Below are 15486 nucleotides of genomic sequence, written 5' to 3'. Positions count from 1 at the left end.
ATGACGCAGCCATGAACAGCAAAGAGCTTCGCTACGAAGAAAACTTTATCCACAACGGTGACTTTCTAACGGGTTTGCAGGGCTGGACCCCTGTTGGAGGTGTCGTCAGATCGGTAGATGATTGGAACGGCACCCCAACAGCCAACATGCACGCTTATAACGAAGGGGCCGCGAGCCAAACTATCGACTTGGCGGCGTACCCGCGCCCTCATGATGAAAAAGCGGTTTATGAACTGGAGTTTTATTACGAGGCATACGGCCGCGGGGGCGCCACGTTGCGAATTGAGACGGCGCATCAAGAGCAAAATTGGCCTCTTGTCCCATCGCTCAAGACCGAGTCTGAACGACCAGTTGACCCAAATAAGCCAAGGGCCATCTCTCTGGTGCGGTACACGCGTTGCCTCGATCTTATTGACGCTTCAGACGATAACGTTACGGTGACTTTCATCAGCAAGGCGGATGTCGGCGCTAACGAACACGGTGTGCGGGTTGCCTTCGTGCGAGTGGAGTTGCTGCTTGAGGACCTGCGGCTGAAAAGCCTGACTATCGACGATGAGCCTCAGTCCCTTGAGGAGCCATTGCGCCTTTGTTTTGGTGCATTGGGCGACAAATCTCATCGGCTCCTGTTGGCGCCGGCAGATGACAGCGTTTGGCGGCAAACTCAGGCGGGGTTGTGGTTGGAGGAGGACACAACGGCCCTTCTCAGCGCTTCACCGCCCTGGGAGCACGAGCAACTGATCGAGGATGCATGGGCCATCAGTTGCCGTGTTCCCGCCGACGACGAGCAGGAATATCCGCACCCCGTGCAGGTTCGCAGTCAGTACACGGCTGCTCCCTATGATCTAACCGCGAGGTCTGGTCATTTCCGGCTAGAACTGGCGGTGGTGCAAGACGTCGCCTATTACCCTGTGGTCGCGCTTAAGCAGAGTGTGACGATGCGTGTCAAGGTGCAGTCCCACTACACCGAAACCGCTCTGCCCAATCGGGAAGTGACCTGGGCCGTGACGTCCAAAAATGCGTCGGCTGCGCCCGTGCTGTTCACGCAGCGTTCCGATGAAAATGGCGAGTCGACTTATACCTATACACCCACAGTCGCAGATATTTACCAGGTCACGGCTTCTGTAGACAGTCATTATAGAAAGGATGACGCCAAGCACGTATTCCAGGTACGTGCCCTGGCAGCAGACCCTTGGGCGACAGCGAAGTTTTCGCTGGAAAACACCACCACTCCCTTTTTATGGGGAGCGCAGCCGGCCTATCCCTGCCGTGGCGGCAGCCATCGAGCAAGCGTCACTTTCCCGGCCGGCCATGCCCTGGCGGGGACGGATCTGATGTTGAGATGGGAGACCATCGACGGTGATACACCGGGTGGGCTAGGCGTGACGTTCAGCCCAGAGCTGGACGACATGACCGCCATTGATGCCGCGGGTCTGACCTGGAGCATGAATTACGAAGATAACAAGGACGCCAATTTTAATCTCGTCATCCGCTGCTCGAAGCTGTTGGAGGACTCTCCTGCGCAGCGGATGGAGTTGGCGCATAACTGGCTAGACATCGTTGCTGATCGGCAAGCGCCGAAATTTCCTTTCGTGGACGAGGGTGTTCGTCTTCATTTAGAGGTTCAAGTCTCGTCGCAGGTTGAAAGCGTCCAGGTAGGTCGGGGTATCGATGTTGAATGGCGACTCGACGACGGGGCGCCGGATTCAACGGGGACGGGAGACGGAGGGTGGTCTGGCCATCTGTTTGATTTGGATGAGGCACGAACCCTTAAGATCGTTGCCAGTGTGGAAAGCCGTTACGAAGGCAAACGCGTCGAGAAAGAATTCGACGTTATGGTCGATGCTGGTCATCCATGGCAGTCATTGGTCAATATCACCCTGGATGAAAACCCAGTTCCGTCTAGAAGGCTGGCTTTTTTCCTTGACGGTGGGACCTCGGTACTGCGGGTTGACCCCGCGGACGATAGATTTCTGAATGAAAAAGTATCGTTGGAGGTGGGCGACGGAGAGTCGCCTATTGAAGCAACTCCGAACTTCGGGGCGGAACAAGAAATGACCGTAGCAGGCGTGACATGGGACATCAGTCCGATCGCCACTACGAGTACCAGGTTTCCCTTGTATATAGGCAATGAAACACTGGGGCCTTTGGAGTTTGATGGGTTGTTGCTCTCTACAACCCTGGAAGAAGAAGGGGAGCTGACGTTTGACGGCAGAAAGATCCTCGCAGCCGACAAGATTTATCCCAGCATCGGCGGTACGCATACGTTGCGTTTTGTACCCAAGGCCAGCAGCCCTTTGATCTTGCTTGACGTCGCAGCGCAATGGGCACCAGATGCCCTTGGCATCGGGCTGGATCCTCCGGCGAGCGAGCCAAACGAACTGCCGTCCAGTGGGTTCGAATGGAAGCTCACCGCCCCTCAAACGGGAACGGCCGAAGAAACCGGGCTATCGCTGAGCTTTCCACAAATAGACCTGACCTACCCACCTGTAAGCCTGAACCTGGGGCACCATCGATTTGAAATCAGCGGGACGGGACCCGATGCTGACCTTTGGGTGGGAGAGTCTGTGCTTTTGGAAATCGAAGTCCTGTCCCATTACACCAAGGCGCCATTGAACAATGTTGACGTGACGTTTAGGCAGGCAAGCGGCTCGGAAACGCGACCCACGGGAAGCGATGGCAAGGCGAAGTTTTGGTTCGAGGGCAAAACATCTGGGAGGGCGCTTGTCCTCGCTGAGGTTCCAAGCGCCTATTACGATCCCGCGGATTATCCATCCCATGAGTTCGTCATCCAAGTGTATGGACGCTAGTGGGCTGGCCTTGAACGCGAACCCACAGCGCCCCAAATGATGTTCAACCCAGCTGACATGAAGGAGCTTCTCATGCTCAACGATAAGGATTCAGTCCGCGCCACTCTGCTGATCGACGAGGTACGCGAGGCCACGTTTGATCCGGTCTTGGGTGAACACGTTCTTCTGGCGCTCAAGGTTGTGTCCCCCGACCGCGCGGCCGCTACTGGGGTAGCCGTCACGTTCGTGATTGAGCGAGGGGAAGAAGTATCGGTCATAACGGATGCCGACGGTTGGGCAAGCTACACCTACACCGCCGACGCCCTTGGCGAGGTGGCCGTGAGTGCAAAGTTGACCGGGTTCGACGAGCCAGTTCATACATTCCCCCTCAAGGTATTGGCAGCGGGTTTCTGGGACGGCGCAATGTTCCAGTTCGGTACGTCCGCGCCAGTGGTCTGGGGCACGGAAGCGGCTTTCCCTCGGACGTCTGGAAGTCACACCGTCTGGTTCAAAACCGAATCGGCCCCCTTGCTCGGCCGCCAGTTTTGCCTTGGGTTGACCGGCTATTCTTCTGCCACTGAGCTGGGGCTGACTGTGGTGCCGCCCTTGGGCGAATATCGAGCGCTTCCTACCAATGGCGAGCTAAGGTGGGATTTCAGCTATACCGGCTCGAAGGGCGGCGCCTATGGATTGAAATTGGCGTCTCCGTTGATACTCAAACACTCACCCATGAACGTAATGTCGCTAGCACCTGAAGGGAGTCGAATCGAGGGCGAAGAGTGAGGCGCCAATGAATGTCATTGGAGCAGACCTGGGTCAGCGGCCGAGCGATACGACCTGTTATCTGATCGCTTACAAATCCCCCGCCTTCTTCCACCCCAGATACAACGTCACCAGCTCGGCCCCCAACTCCCCGGGCCGGGCTTGCAATACCACGATCCCATGGGCGCTCAGCCGTTCATGCAGCGTGGCCCGCGCATTCAAATAATCCACTGTTCCACAATACGCCAACGCTTCCGGCAAGGTCTGCACCGGCGCCTGGCGCAACCGGTCCAGCGCCTCTTCCCGCAGGCTGGCGACCAGCACGCGATGGCGCTGGCCCAGTCGTTTGACCGCGGTCAGCAGTTCTTCGTCGTCTTCATCCCGCAGGTTGGTCACCAACACCACCAAGGCCCGGCGTTTCTGCCGGGCCAGCAGTTGCGTGACGGCGGCCTGGTAGTCGGCGGGGTGTTGGCTGCTGTCGAGGTCGTAGACGGTGTTGAGCAATACATTGAGTTGGCCGGTGCCTTTGACCGGCGCGAGATAGCGCGGCTGTTCGCTGGCAAAGGTGCTCAGGCCCACGGCATCGCCCTGGCGCAGCGCGGTGTAGCTGAGCAGCAGGCAGGCGTTGAGGGCGTGATCGAAATGCGCCAGCTCGCCGTCCTGGCTGCGCATGCGCCGGCCGCAGTCGAGCATGAATATGATCTGCTGGTCGCGTTCGTCTTCGTACTCTCGGGCAATGGGCGTGCGGTGGCGTGCGGTGGCTTTCCAGTCGATCTGGCGCAGGCTGTCGCCTTCACGAAATTCCCGTAGCTGATGGAATTCCTGGCCCTGTCCGCGACGTTGGCGCTGGCGGATGCCGAGTTGGCTGAGCCAGTTGTCCACGGCCAATAGTTGGCCGTCGTAGAGCCGGGCGAAATCCGGGTAGACGCGGGTGTCGTCAAGCGCTTCGATCAGGCGTTTGTCGCTCCACAGGCCCAGCGGGCTGGGGAGGTTGATTTCGCAGTGCTCGAAGGCGAAGTGACCGCGCTTGAGCGGACGCACGCGGTAGCCGAGTTGGGTGAGCTGGCCCGGTTGTAGCTCAGCTGACAGCGGCAGGTGTTCGAAGCTGAGGCCGTCGGGCACGTGATCGAAAATCACCGTTTGCAGCGGCTGGGTAAAGTCGTGGCTGATCGCCAGGCGCACTTCGCTCCAGCGGCCCAGCGCCAGGCTGCCAGGCATCTGCCGTTGTACGCGTGGCGAGGGCAAGCGTCGCAGCCGCACCGCGTCGAGTATCGCCAAGGCCAGCAACGCCAGCAACAAGCCCCAATTGATCGACAGCAGGGTGACGGGCAGCGCGACGCCCAACGCCCGTAGGGTGCCCAGCACGATGCCGACGGCCAGCAAAACAGCGAGCCAGGTCAGCAGCAGGCGCGAGGGTTTCATCGCAATATCTCGGTTGCGCAAATCCCCGTGGCGAGGGAGCTTGCTCCCGCTGGAGGCGTAGCCTCCCCTTGCGGTGTGTCAGTCAAACCCAGGGGGCTGCTGCACAGCCCAGCGGGAGCAAGCTCCCTCGCCACAAAAGGCGCGTTGGTCAGGGTAAGCCTCATCACAACCGTGGCGCCGGCACTTGGTCGAGCAGTTGCCCCAGCACCTGGTCCACCGTCAGCCCTTCGATGTCCAGCTCCGGCGCCAGCCGAACGCGGTGACGCAGCACGGCCAGGGCGCAGCCCTTGATGTCGTCTGGCACCACGAATTCACCCCCACGCAACAACGCCCGGGCGCGGGCGCAACGCACCAGTGCGATCGAGGCGCGAGGCCCTGCGCCGAGCGTCAGGCCTGGCCAGGTGCGGGTGGCGCGGGCCAGGCGCACGGCGTAGTCGAGCACTTGGTCGTCCATCGGCAGGTCGCTGGCGATGCGTTGCAGCGCTTGCACGTCCTTGGCCTGCAACACCGTGCGCAACGGTTGCACGTCGAGCATGTCGGCGCGGGTCGAGCGACTGACCTGGCGCACCATGTTCAATTCCTGGTCGGCGTCGGGGTAATCCATGCGCACCTTGAGCATGAAGCGGTCGAGCTCCGCCTCCGGCAGCGGGTAGGTGCCTTCCTGTTCGATGGGGTTCTGGGTGGCGAGCACCATGAACGGCTGGCTGATGGGCAGGGCCCGGCCTTCGAGGGTGACCTGGCGTTCCTGCATGGCTTCGAGCAGCGCGGCCTGGGTCTTGGCCGGCGCGCGGTTGATCTCATCGGCCAGCAACAGGTTGGTGAACACCGGCCCCTTGCGCAACTTGAACTGCTCGGTCTGCAAGTCATACACCGCGTGGCCGGTGACGTCGCTGGGCATCAGGTCCGGGGTGAACTGGATGCGCGCGAACTCGCCGCCAAAACAGCGAGCCAGGGCCCGCACCAGCAAGGTCTTGCCCAGGCCGGGAACGCCTTCGAGCAGGACATGACCTCCGGCGATCAGCGCCGTGAGCACATCGTCGATCACCGCGGCCTGGCCGACCACCGCCTTGTGCAATTCGGTGCGGATGGCCTGGGCCAACTGACTGGCACGCTGGCGCTGTTGGGCGGCGTGGGTCTGGCCGCCGGCAGGTTCGTTCTGTTCAGTCGTCAATTCTTACGTTCTCCTAACGGTTAAACCCTATTACCCATGATCTAACGCTTTCATCCTTCGGTGCCGGACGGTGACAACTGCATCGCCGGCACACCTTAGCCCATTTGCAAATGCAGGTTTGGAAAGATCAACCCGGCGAAGCGTGCCGGCAAGCCCGCTTCCACCGTGCGGGATCTGGGGGTGCCGCTGACCACGATCCCCGCTTCGATCAGGCGCCCCAGTTCTTCCGTTGCCAGCCGGTCCTTCAAGCCTGTGAACACCTTGAACTCCGCACGCGGCATCGCCCCTTGGGTGAGTAGCGCCAGCACGGCAGCAGCACTGGTGGGCCGGATGCCGGCACGGCGAAGCTCGGGATCCGTTGAGAACACATGAACAACCTGCTCGCGCAACCTGGCTGGGTTTAGCGAGGTGGTCATGTATTCAATCTGGTCGTGGCAGACATCGAGCATGAACTCGATGAAATTGAAGTAATGACGCTGTGAAAGTTGGCCGCGCCCGTCGTAATCACCTTCACGAGGGCGATCAGCCAAGGCCAGGAAGCGATAGTAGTCTCCTTGCCTGCGAGCCAGTCCGCGAGACAGTGACCAGAGGAAAGGTTTTAGCCCGAGGTGAACCAGTTGCAGGTGGGTGAGCATCCGAATCACTCGCCCATTGCCGTCCAGGAAGGGGTGAACAAGCGCCACCCGGTGATGGCCGGCCAGGGCTGCGATCAATTGGCGCCGCGGATCCCTGATTTGTCCGTAGTGCAACTGCAGATGCTCGAGCATGGGCAATACAACGGCCGCCGCTGGAGCGACATGCGCGCCGACCTGGACCTGTTCATTCTCTTCGGCCCGCAGCCTGCCGGGCTCCATCATGCGCCCATCGCCCAGGGTCAGTTCCTGCGCGCAAGCGTCCTTGAACAGTCGACGATGGATGGCCGCGATCAACTTGGGATCGAACACGGCAGAGAAACTGTCCGTTGGCCGCATGCGAAGCAGTCGCTCCATCACCTCCTGCTGCGTCATGTGTTGCACGGCCAGCTCTTTGAGTTCCTTTCTTTGCCGTTTCGGAGTCGTGCGAGCAGCCTGCAGGTCGGCAATCTCGGTGCGATGCCCTTCGATCAGGTTCGAATAGTAGGTATTGGTGATGCGCAACAGGCCCGCCAATTGCCTGGATGTCTCATCGGCCAGCCGTCCGGCAAGAAATTCTGCCTTGCGTGGCAACTGATCTGCGGCCCGAATGATCGAGTCGGGCAGATTTTCTGGCAGTACGGGGTCAAGGTACGTTTTCGAGGTGATCATCGTTTTGTTTCCAGCGAACACAAACGGCTATTTTTTGGGTAATGCCTGCGGAAATTTTTGCGGAAAATAAAACGGCCTTAATGCCTGTTATTACTGCCTGTAGCGATACCGTACGATAGGTTATCTCCAGTGTTTTTGCGGATTTTTCTGCGGAAAATCTATAACGCATTCCTAAGGGTTTGCAAAAGGGCGACCTGGCGGCAGAACTCGGCGCTGGACAGGCGCTGTTTCGGCCGGGGGCTAAGGGCCTGGCTGATGGTTCGGGTGGGTTGCCGGGTCAGGCGTGCGAGCACTTGCCACTGATCGGACACGACCAGTTGCTCGAAGCCCGGATGAAGCTGGCGAGCCCGACGCAGCACGTCCTGCTGCAAGGTCTGCAGCAGCTGTTGTTGACCGTTATGACGCAGATGGAACGCGGCGCTGGCTTGCAGGTGTTCTTGCAGTTGGCGGCGCGCCTTGGGCGCCGGTTGTTGCAGCGGACCATGGCGCACCGCCGAACGCCAGAACCACAGGGCAACCAGGGCCAGCAGCGCCACCAAGGCCTGGGGGAAATAGCGCAGCAGCAAGGTCAGCAGATTGTCATGGTCGGTATTGAACAGCAGCGTGACGTCCGTGTCGGCGCTCAGGTACCAGAGCAGCCAGGCGTTGTCGTATTGGTCGATCTGGTCGTTCTTCCACAGCTCGGCGTCGGTGAGCACGGTGATCGTGCCTTGGCCGTGGTTCAGTTGCATCAAGTGGGTCGCCTGCGCACTGTTGGCCCAGGCCTGGACAAGGTTCAGCGGGTCTTCAAGGTGGAAGTCGGTGTCGAAGCCGAGATAGGCCGGCGCCTCTTCGTCCTCCAGGTACAGCTTGGTCAGTTTCGGATAGGGGTCCTTGATGAGCTCGGGATCGGGCTCCTTGAGGTCCTTGCTCAGCAACTGGCGCAGGCGCACGCGGTCCAGCAGTAGATCGCCGCTGCTGCCGGTGCTGTCATCCCATATCGCTTCGGCTACAAACAGCAAACGCCCTCCGGCGCGGGTCCAATTCATCAACTGGTCGACGTCCCGTGGGGTCATGTTGCTGCGTTCGCCCAGCAGCAACAGGCTGCGCTGGTGCGGCTCCAGGGTCGGCAGGACGTCCAGGCTGTTGGCATGCTCGACGTTGATGCCCTGCTTGCGCAAGAAGTGTTCGGCGGCCAGGTAGGGATTGGCCTGAGCCTCGGGGGAGGGGCCATGCTCGATGACTTCCTGATAAGGCACGGCCTTGAGGTACAGGTAAATGGCCAAGGCACCGGTCAACGCGGCGACCCCGACCCCGATCAGCAACCCTGTGCGCCGGCTCATCGGGACGCCCCCGGGCCGAACAGCTGACGCCATCCATCGCACAGTTCCTGTTGCAGATGGGGCGGCGGGGCACGGTGTCCATAGGCAATGTCCTGCCAGTGCAGCGTCAGGTTCTTGCTGAAGGCCAACAGGTGCTCGTGCTGGAGCTGTTCGACACGTTGCAACACTTGGCCTTCGGTATCGGCGGGTTTCAGAGGAACGTCGAATTCATGATGCAAACGGCTGAGCAATGCTCGATACAGCAAGCCCAGCGCCTCTCGGGGAGCACCGGACCATAGCTGCTCGGCACTGGCCGCGACATCGTCCGGCAGGCTTTCCTCACGAATATCCAGGCCGAACATTCGGGCGGGCGTGGGCCGCTCTGCGCCCAGGCGCTTCGTCGGGCGCAGGTTCACCAGGGCCTTGAGTCGCTCGCGGTAATGCCAGCCCAGCCAGGCGACCGCGCCCACCAGCGCGGCCCAGAGCACTACTTGGATCAGCGTGGCGATGGTGTCGAAGCGTTTGGCGCTCCATTCGAACATCGACCTGAGCCAGCCCGGGGCTTCGCCAGCCTCGGCTGATTCGCTGGTTTGCTCTTCACCGAAACGATAACGGGTGACTGTTTCCGGATTCTTGAAAGGCGGGGCTTCGAGGATCGTCTTGATGCTGTCCCGGGAGGCCTCGCTGGTAAGCGGTTGGTTGAGCAGTCGGGGACTGTCGGGCGCGTTGCGGTCTTCGGCGGCCCAGGCTGGTGGCGCCAGCGGCAGCAGGGTCAATGCCAGCAGTATCAGCATCGGCGCTACGGCGCTCAGGCGCTGGCGCAGTCGGCGGAATACCAATTCGATGTCCCAGGCCTCGAGCATGGTGCGCCGGTTCAGGTAGAGGCTGAAGCCGCAGGCGACGTACACCGGCTCCCAGAGAATCAGCAGCAGCGGATAGAGCAAGTTGATCAGGTGTTCGAGCCATAACCAGTCGTGCTCGGCGACGGCGATCAGCGTCTGCCAATCCCATTCCAGCTCGACCTGCTGCGGTATGAACAAATAGAACAACGCCATCAGGCCGAACCACAGGGCCATTTCCAGGTGCACGCCAATGATGGTCAGCCATTGCGCCGCACCGCCGTTGCGTTGAAGCAACACCCGCAAACGCTGCTCCCGCGCCTCGCCGGCAAGCCCTTCGAGTTGCACGACGGGCATCAGGAAGCTGCGGCTCGGGCTCAGCCGGCGCCAGGTCAGGCTGGCCAGCAATTGGGGCTTGAGCAAGGTCGGCCATTGGCGCAAGGCCTGTTTCAAGGTGGGCGTCTCGCCAAACAGCGCCTTGGACAAGATGTACAAGGGCAGCCGGTCGAAGGCTGGTTTCAGCCACCAGAATATGAACATTACCAGGGACGGCGAATCCCACAGCAACAGTGCCAGCAGCGCATAAACCGGCAGCGTGACAAGCGCCCAACTGGTCATCAATAGCCACCGATGCCGCTGGCTCATCAGCACACCCAGGTCCATGGCTTCCCAAGTGGTGCGTGGACGGATGACGACGGTGGCGTCACTCAGGCGCATGCTGGCCTCGTCCGGCAAACAGCAGGTAACCGGGCACCAGCAGCCACAACAATGCGCCGACGGTGTATTTGGTGGCGGGCGTCACCGCGCTGGAGGACCAGTAGGCCTCGACGAATGCGGCGATCAGCAACAGCAGTATCACGCCGCCGATCATCAGCACGCTTTTGCCCGCGGCGAGCCGCAAGGCTTCACTGCGGGTGAGGCGCCCCGGCGCGATCAACGCCCAGCCCAAATGCAGGCCCGCGGCGCCGGCCAGCACGATGGCGGTGAGTTCGAAGGCGCCGTGGCCGATCACGAAGGACCAGAACGTTGCGCCGGAGCCGATCTGGGTGAGGTGCCCGGCCACCGCCCCGATTGTCAGGCCGTTGAAGAACAGGAAAAACGCGCTGCCCAGGCCAAACAGCAAGCCACTGGCAAAGGTCTGAAAGGCGATGCCGATGTTGTGCATGATGTAATAACCGAACATGGCCCAATCCTCGCTGGCGGCTCGCTCGATCGAGCGTCCCAGGTGCCCCGCCGCCGGATCGTACATGGCGCGCATCCCGCTGATTTCCTCGACGCTCAGGAGGCTATAGACCAGTTCGGGAAACAGATAGACCAGTATCCCGATGCCGATCAGGCTACCCAGGAACATCAGGCCAGCCGCCAGGACGAACCGCCATTGTTCGCGCACCAGTTGGGGGAAACCGGCCAGGATAAAGGCCGACAGGCTGGTCGAGGGGCGGCTGCGATCCCGATAGAGTTGCTGGTGGCCGCGCAGCGCCAGTTGCTGTAACGCATCCACCAGCAGGCTGCTATAACCGCGCGCCTGCGCCAGCGCCAGATGATGGCAGAGCCGACGATAAACGTGGGGGAAGTCGCTGCTCTGGGCGACGCTACGGCTGCGTTCCAACTGGTCGAGCAGCCGGGACAACTGGTCCCATTGCGCCTGGTGGCGACTTTCGAACAGGCTTTGCTTCATATTGGCCCCAGCAGGCCGCGGGCAATGCCGTTGAGTTCGGCCACGGCGCCTGTCGGATGCACGTTGAGCGGCGTGGCGAGGATCGTTGCCAGTTCGGTGACTCGTGCCTCGGACAGTTCTGCCTGGCGCTCGGCGAAACCCAGCACGGCGCGTTGTTCAGCCAGGCCCAGGGCAAAAGGCGACCGTATCGATCGGGCGCAAGGCAGTACGGGGCGTTTGACCGGTTGCTCGCGATAGACCACCAAAGTGCCGGCCGCCAAGTCCCCCAGGCGTTTGAAGGTAGGGTTTTGCAGGCAACAGATTGCCCCGAAGGTGTAGCCCAAGGGCAGCATGTCGACGAAGCGCAGCAGGTTGCGAATCAGCGATGCGGACCAGCCGATCGGCCTGCCGTCGTCCTGCACAACGCGCAACCCCATTATTTGCTTGCCGGGAGAACGGCCTTGGTTCAGTACTTCGAACAGCACCATGTACCACCAGCTGACGACAAACAGCAGGATCGAACCCAGGCCGATCCCCAGTTCACCGAAGAACGCCAGGACGATAAAGAAAAGGCCCAGCACCAGCGCGCGTATGCCCAGGTCGATGGCGAAGGCCAGCGCGCGAGGCATCAGCCCCGCCGGGCGCAGCGGCAGGTCAATGCCTTCGGGCGTTTCTACCTGGTAGCGCGTGTCCAGTGGCGGCGGCAGCGGCGCGTTCCTTTGCAGTGCTGGTGTCTCGGGCATGGGCTACCTGTGATGGACCGGTTCGGACGTTCGATCTCGGCCCAGATGCTAGCAGTCTTCTGGCGGGCACACGATACAGTGTGTGGGTCATTTAATGGCCTGCAACATGATTCAACGACGGCAATGCTGGCGGGCGCCGGGTTCGAACGCCTAGACTTCGCCAGTCCTCAGCTCAGGAACCCGCCGTGACTTCCATCTTCTGGTACGACTACGAAACCACCGGCATCAATCCGCGTTGCGACCGACCCTTGCAGGTGGCGGGGATCCGTACCGATTTCGAACTCAATGAAATCGACGAACCGGTAAACCTCTATTGCCGGCCCAGCGACGACATCCTGCCTCATCCGGCGGCCTGCGCGATTACCGGCATCACCCCGGCATGCCTGGCGGAAAAGGGCTTGAGCGAAGCCGATTTCATGACCCGTGTCCACGCGCAACTGGCTGCTCCCGGAACCTGTGGCGCCGGCTACAACACCTTGCGCTTCGACGATGAGATGACGCGCTACAGCCTGTATCGGAATTTTTTCGACCCGTATGCGCGGGAGTGGCAGGGCGGCAACAGTCGCTGGGACTTGATCGACCTGGTGCGCGCTGCCTACGCGTTGCGACCCGATGGCATTATCTGGCCGCAGGAGGAGGGTCGCGTCACCCTCAAGCTGGAACGCCTGACCGCCGCCAACGGCATCGACCATGGCCAGGCGCATGACGCGCTGTCGGACGTGCGCGCGACGATTGCCCTGGCCCGGTTGATCCGCCAGAAGCAACCACGGCTTTATGACTGGCTGTTCCAGTTGCGCAGTAAACAGAAGGTGCTGGACCAGATCCGCCTGTTGCAGCCGATGGTGCATATATCCGGGCGTTTCTCGGCGGCGCGCAACTACATCGGTGTGGTGCTGCCGCTGGCCTGGCATCCGAAGAACCGCAACGCCTTGATCGTCTGCGACCTGCACCTCGATCCCCAGGGGTTGCTGGACCATGATGCGCAGCTACTGCGTCAACGCCTGTATACCCGTCGCGAAGAACTGCTCGATGGGGAACTCCCGGTACCGCTCAAGCTGATTCATATCAACAAGTGCCCGGTCATCGCACCGTTGACCGTCTTGCGCGCCGAAGACCAGCATCGGTTGCAGCTGGACATGGACGGCTTTCAGGAGCGGGCGCTGCGGCTAAGTGACGCACAGCAGGTCTGGCAAGATAAACTCCAGCACATTTATGGGCAGGAAGACTTCGCTGCCAGCGAAGATCCCGAGCAGCAGTTATACGCAGGCTTCCTGGGTGATCGTGATCGTCGATTATGTGAACAAGTACGCATGGCCGATCCCGCTCAACTGGCGCAAGAGCATTGGCCGTTCGACGACGAACGCCTGCCGGAATTATTGTTTCGATACCGTGCGCGCAACTTCCCGGACACCTTGGATCCGAACGAACAGGAACGCTGGAAACTATTTTGCCAGCAACGTCTGTCGTCCCCTGAATGGGGGGCGCCTAATACCCTGGAAAGTTTTGATGAAGCAATGGCTGAGTGGATGGGGCTCTCCACGCCGTTGCAGCAAGAGATACTCATGCAATGGCAGGGTTATAGCCAACAATTGCGTAAACGTTTAAGCCTTTGAGCGGCCCTGCAGCGCTTGAAGTCAGGACTTGAAAAACGAGGGCATAAAAAAACGCCAGTAATGACTGGCGTTTTCGGGTACGTAAGCGTCGCCCGCAAAGAGCAGCGCTGATCGGCGAGGCTTAGCCCAGCAGGGTTGCCCAGCCTTCAACGACGTCACCGCCCCACTTGGCTTTCCACTCTTTCAGAGTCTTGTGGTTGCCGCCTTTGGTTTCGATGACTTCGCCGTTGTGCGGGTTTTTGTACTGCTTAACTTTGCGAGCGCGTTTGGTGCCGGTGGTTTTTACCGCGCCACGGGGTGCTTTGCTCGACTTGGCTTCTGGGTCCAGCAGGGCAATGATGTCGCGCAGGGACTTGGAGTACTCGCCCATCAGCGTGCGCAGCTTGCCTTCGAATTCCAGTTCTTTTTGCAGTTTGTCGTCTTTAGACAGGTCGGCCAGACGTTGTTGCAGTTCTTCAATTGCTTGTTTTGTGGCGTTGTATTCGGTGATCAGGGACATTTGGACTACCTTATGTAGGACGCTGGTGACAAGGAGACAGTGAGGCAATAGTAATCAGACAGTTTCATCAAGTAAACATTTAAGCCGTGTTTATTTAATTAAATAGTGCAATGCCACAAAAACGAGCATTGCGAATTAATATGTGAGGCGGTCTGTGCATCTGTTCACACAAATAGCCTTCGGCGATGGGGCAGGCTGCACGCCGTTGGCGTCAAGAACGGCTCGGCGCCTCATGGGTACTGCAGTTTTGCGGCGCAATGGCTAGAATGGCCGCCTTTTGCGAAGTTCTGGAGTTTCCTCATGCGCACTTTTCGGCTGGTGATCGCTTGCCCGGACCGCGTCGGCATCGTTGCTAAAGTCAGTAACTTTCTGGCGTCCCATAACGGCTGGATCACTGAAGCAAGCCACCATTCGGACAATCAAAGTGGCTGGTTCTTCATGCGCCACGAGATCCGCGCCGACTCGCTGCCCTTCGGCATCGAAGCGTTTCGCGAGGCGTTTGCCCCGATTGCCGAAGAGTTTTCGATGGACTGGCGTATCACCGATACCGCGCAGAAAAAACGCGTGGTGCTGATGGCCAGCCGTGAGTCCCATTGCCTGGCTGACCTGTTGCACCGCTGGCACAGCGATGAGCTTGATTGCGACATCGCCTGTGTGATTTCCAACCATGACGACTTGCGCAGCATGGTGGAGTGGCACGGCATTCCTTATTACCACGTACCGGTCAATCCGCAGGATAAGCAGCCGGCGTTCGCCGAAGTCTCGCGGCTGGTCAAGCAGCATGATGCCGAGGTGGTGGTGCTGGCGCGCTACATGCAAATCCTGCCGCCGTCGCTGTGCAGCGAATACGCCCATAAGGTCATCAATATCCACCACAGTTTCCTGCCGTCATTCGTCGGTGCCAAGCCCTACCACCAGGCTTCGATGCGCGGTGTGAAGCTGATCGGCGCGACGTGCCACTATGTGACCGAAGAGCTCGACGCCGGCCCGATCATCGAGCAGGACGTGGTGCGTGTCAGCCATAGCGACAGCATCGAAGACATGGTTCGATTCGGTCGTGACGTGGAAAAAATGGTGCTGGCGCGTGGCTTGCGTTATCACTTGGAAGACCGCGTGTTGGTTCACGGCAACAAGACCGTCGTATTCTGATTCAATGCAGAACCCAGTGGCGAGGGAGCTTGCTCCCTCGCCACAATGGTCCATGAGGACTTCGAGGGAGCCATAGCCATGACCGATCCCTTGGACAAAGCCACCGCCAAGGCCCCGCCTACGGTGGGCGAGGGCTGCTTGAGTCGCTACGATCCCGAAGCGTTGGGGCCGGAGGACGGCACGGAGTTTCCCAACGCTGCCCAGCTGTGGGAAACACTGCAAAAGCAGTCGCCGCCAGACGATCCCGAACGCAAGCGTTGA

The 15486-nt window shown here is 60.3% G+C and carries 13 protein-coding genes; 5 read left to right on the top strand and 8 right to left on the bottom strand.

The genetic code is table 11. The features are described from left to right. Nucleotides 1–11: 11 nt before the first annotated feature. The gene (locus tag HU806_RS12725) at nucleotides 12–2807 is read left to right on the top strand and encodes an Ig-like domain-containing protein (RefSeq protein WP_186611697.1); all 2796 of its coding nucleotides are present in this window, start codon (nucleotides 12–14) and stop codon (nucleotides 2805–2807) included. A 72-nt stretch (nucleotides 2808–2879) separates the two neighbouring features. Next, on the top strand, nucleotides 2880–3569 hold the full coding sequence (locus HU806_RS12720; protein WP_186611696.1) for an Ig-like domain-containing protein: 690 nt from the start codon (nucleotides 2880–2882) through the stop codon (nucleotides 3567–3569). A 69-nt stretch (nucleotides 3570–3638) separates the two neighbouring features. On the opposite strand, the gene HU806_RS12715 is transcribed toward HU806_RS12720, so the two are convergent. The 7 genes from HU806_RS12715 to HU806_RS12685 all read right to left on the bottom strand — a co-directional run bounded on the left by HU806_RS12715 (nucleotide 3639) and on the right by HU806_RS12685 (nucleotide 11964). Beyond that, complete coding sequence (locus HU806_RS12715; RefSeq protein ID WP_186611695.1) at nucleotides 3639–4970, bottom strand: DUF58 domain-containing protein; 1332 nt, start codon at nucleotides 4968–4970, stop codon at nucleotides 3639–3641. Between the two features lie 163 nt (nucleotides 4971–5133). Next, nucleotides 5134–6141 (bottom strand): AAA family ATPase, encoded by a 1008-nt coding sequence (locus HU806_RS12710; RefSeq protein ID WP_186611694.1) that lies wholly within the window; start codon nucleotides 6139–6141, stop codon nucleotides 5134–5136. Nucleotides 6142–6236: 95 nt separating this feature from the next. After that, nucleotides 6237–7424, bottom strand: a complete 1188-nt coding sequence (locus tag HU806_RS12705; RefSeq protein ID WP_186611693.1) for a Fic family protein — start codon at nucleotides 7422–7424, stop codon at nucleotides 6237–6239. Nucleotides 7425–7582: 158 nt separating this feature from the next. After that, nucleotides 7583–8746: a DUF4350 domain-containing protein gene (locus tag HU806_RS12700; protein ID WP_186611692.1), complete on the bottom strand. Its 1164-nt coding sequence runs from the start codon at nucleotides 8744–8746 to the stop codon at nucleotides 7583–7585. Next, nucleotides 8743–10281: a DUF4129 domain-containing protein gene (locus HU806_RS12695; RefSeq protein ID WP_186611691.1), complete on the bottom strand. Its 1539-nt coding sequence runs from the start codon at nucleotides 10279–10281 to the stop codon at nucleotides 8743–8745. Before HU806_RS12695 ends, HU806_RS12700 begins: the two co-directional genes overlap by 4 nt. Then, complete coding sequence (locus HU806_RS12690) at nucleotides 10268–11242, bottom strand: stage II sporulation protein M (protein ID WP_186611690.1); 975 nt, start codon at nucleotides 11240–11242, stop codon at nucleotides 10268–10270. The genes HU806_RS12695 and HU806_RS12690 overlap by 14 nt, the downstream gene beginning before the upstream one ends. After that, a complete protein-coding gene (locus HU806_RS12685; RefSeq protein ID WP_186611689.1) occupies nucleotides 11239–11964 on the bottom strand; it encodes an RDD family protein in 726 nt (241 codons plus the stop codon). The genes HU806_RS12690 and HU806_RS12685 overlap by 4 nt, the downstream gene beginning before the upstream one ends. Nucleotides 11965–12149: 185 nt before the next feature. On the opposite strand from HU806_RS12685, the gene sbcB reads away from it, so the two are divergent. Beyond that, complete coding sequence (gene sbcB, locus HU806_RS12680; RefSeq protein WP_186611688.1) at nucleotides 12150–13577, top strand: exodeoxyribonuclease I; 1428 nt, start codon at nucleotides 12150–12152, stop codon at nucleotides 13575–13577. Nucleotides 13578–13698: 121 nt separating this feature from the next. On the opposite strand, the gene mvaT is transcribed toward sbcB, so the two are convergent. Further along, nucleotides 13699–14076 carry a histone-like nucleoid-structuring protein MvaT gene (gene mvaT, locus HU806_RS12675; protein ID WP_186611687.1) on the bottom strand — a complete coding sequence of 126 codons (378 nt, stop codon included), beginning with the start codon at nucleotides 14074–14076 and terminating at the stop codon, nucleotides 13699–13701. Nucleotides 14077–14376: 300 nt separating this feature from the next. Here mvaT and purU point away from each other — a divergent pair, with 300 nt between their 5' ends. Both purU and HU806_RS12665 read left to right on the top strand, forming a co-directional pair. Continuing rightward, nucleotides 14377–15225 (top strand): formyltetrahydrofolate deformylase, encoded by an 849-nt coding sequence (purU, locus tag HU806_RS12670; RefSeq protein WP_039591673.1) that lies wholly within the window; start codon nucleotides 14377–14379, stop codon nucleotides 15223–15225. A gap of 78 nt (nucleotides 15226–15303) precedes the next feature. Continuing rightward, a complete protein-coding gene (locus tag HU806_RS12665) occupies nucleotides 15304–15486 on the top strand; it encodes a hypothetical protein (RefSeq protein WP_186611686.1) in 183 nt (60 codons plus the stop codon).

Origin of the sequence: Pseudomonas sp. SWRI154 (assembly GCF_014268645.1) — a bacterium.
Classification (GTDB): Bacteria; Pseudomonadota; Gammaproteobacteria; order Pseudomonadales; family Pseudomonadaceae; genus Aquipseudomonas; species Aquipseudomonas marvdashtae.
The sequence above is the reverse complement of the archived record's forward strand: the minus strand, read 5'-3'. Positions and strand labels throughout refer to the sequence as shown.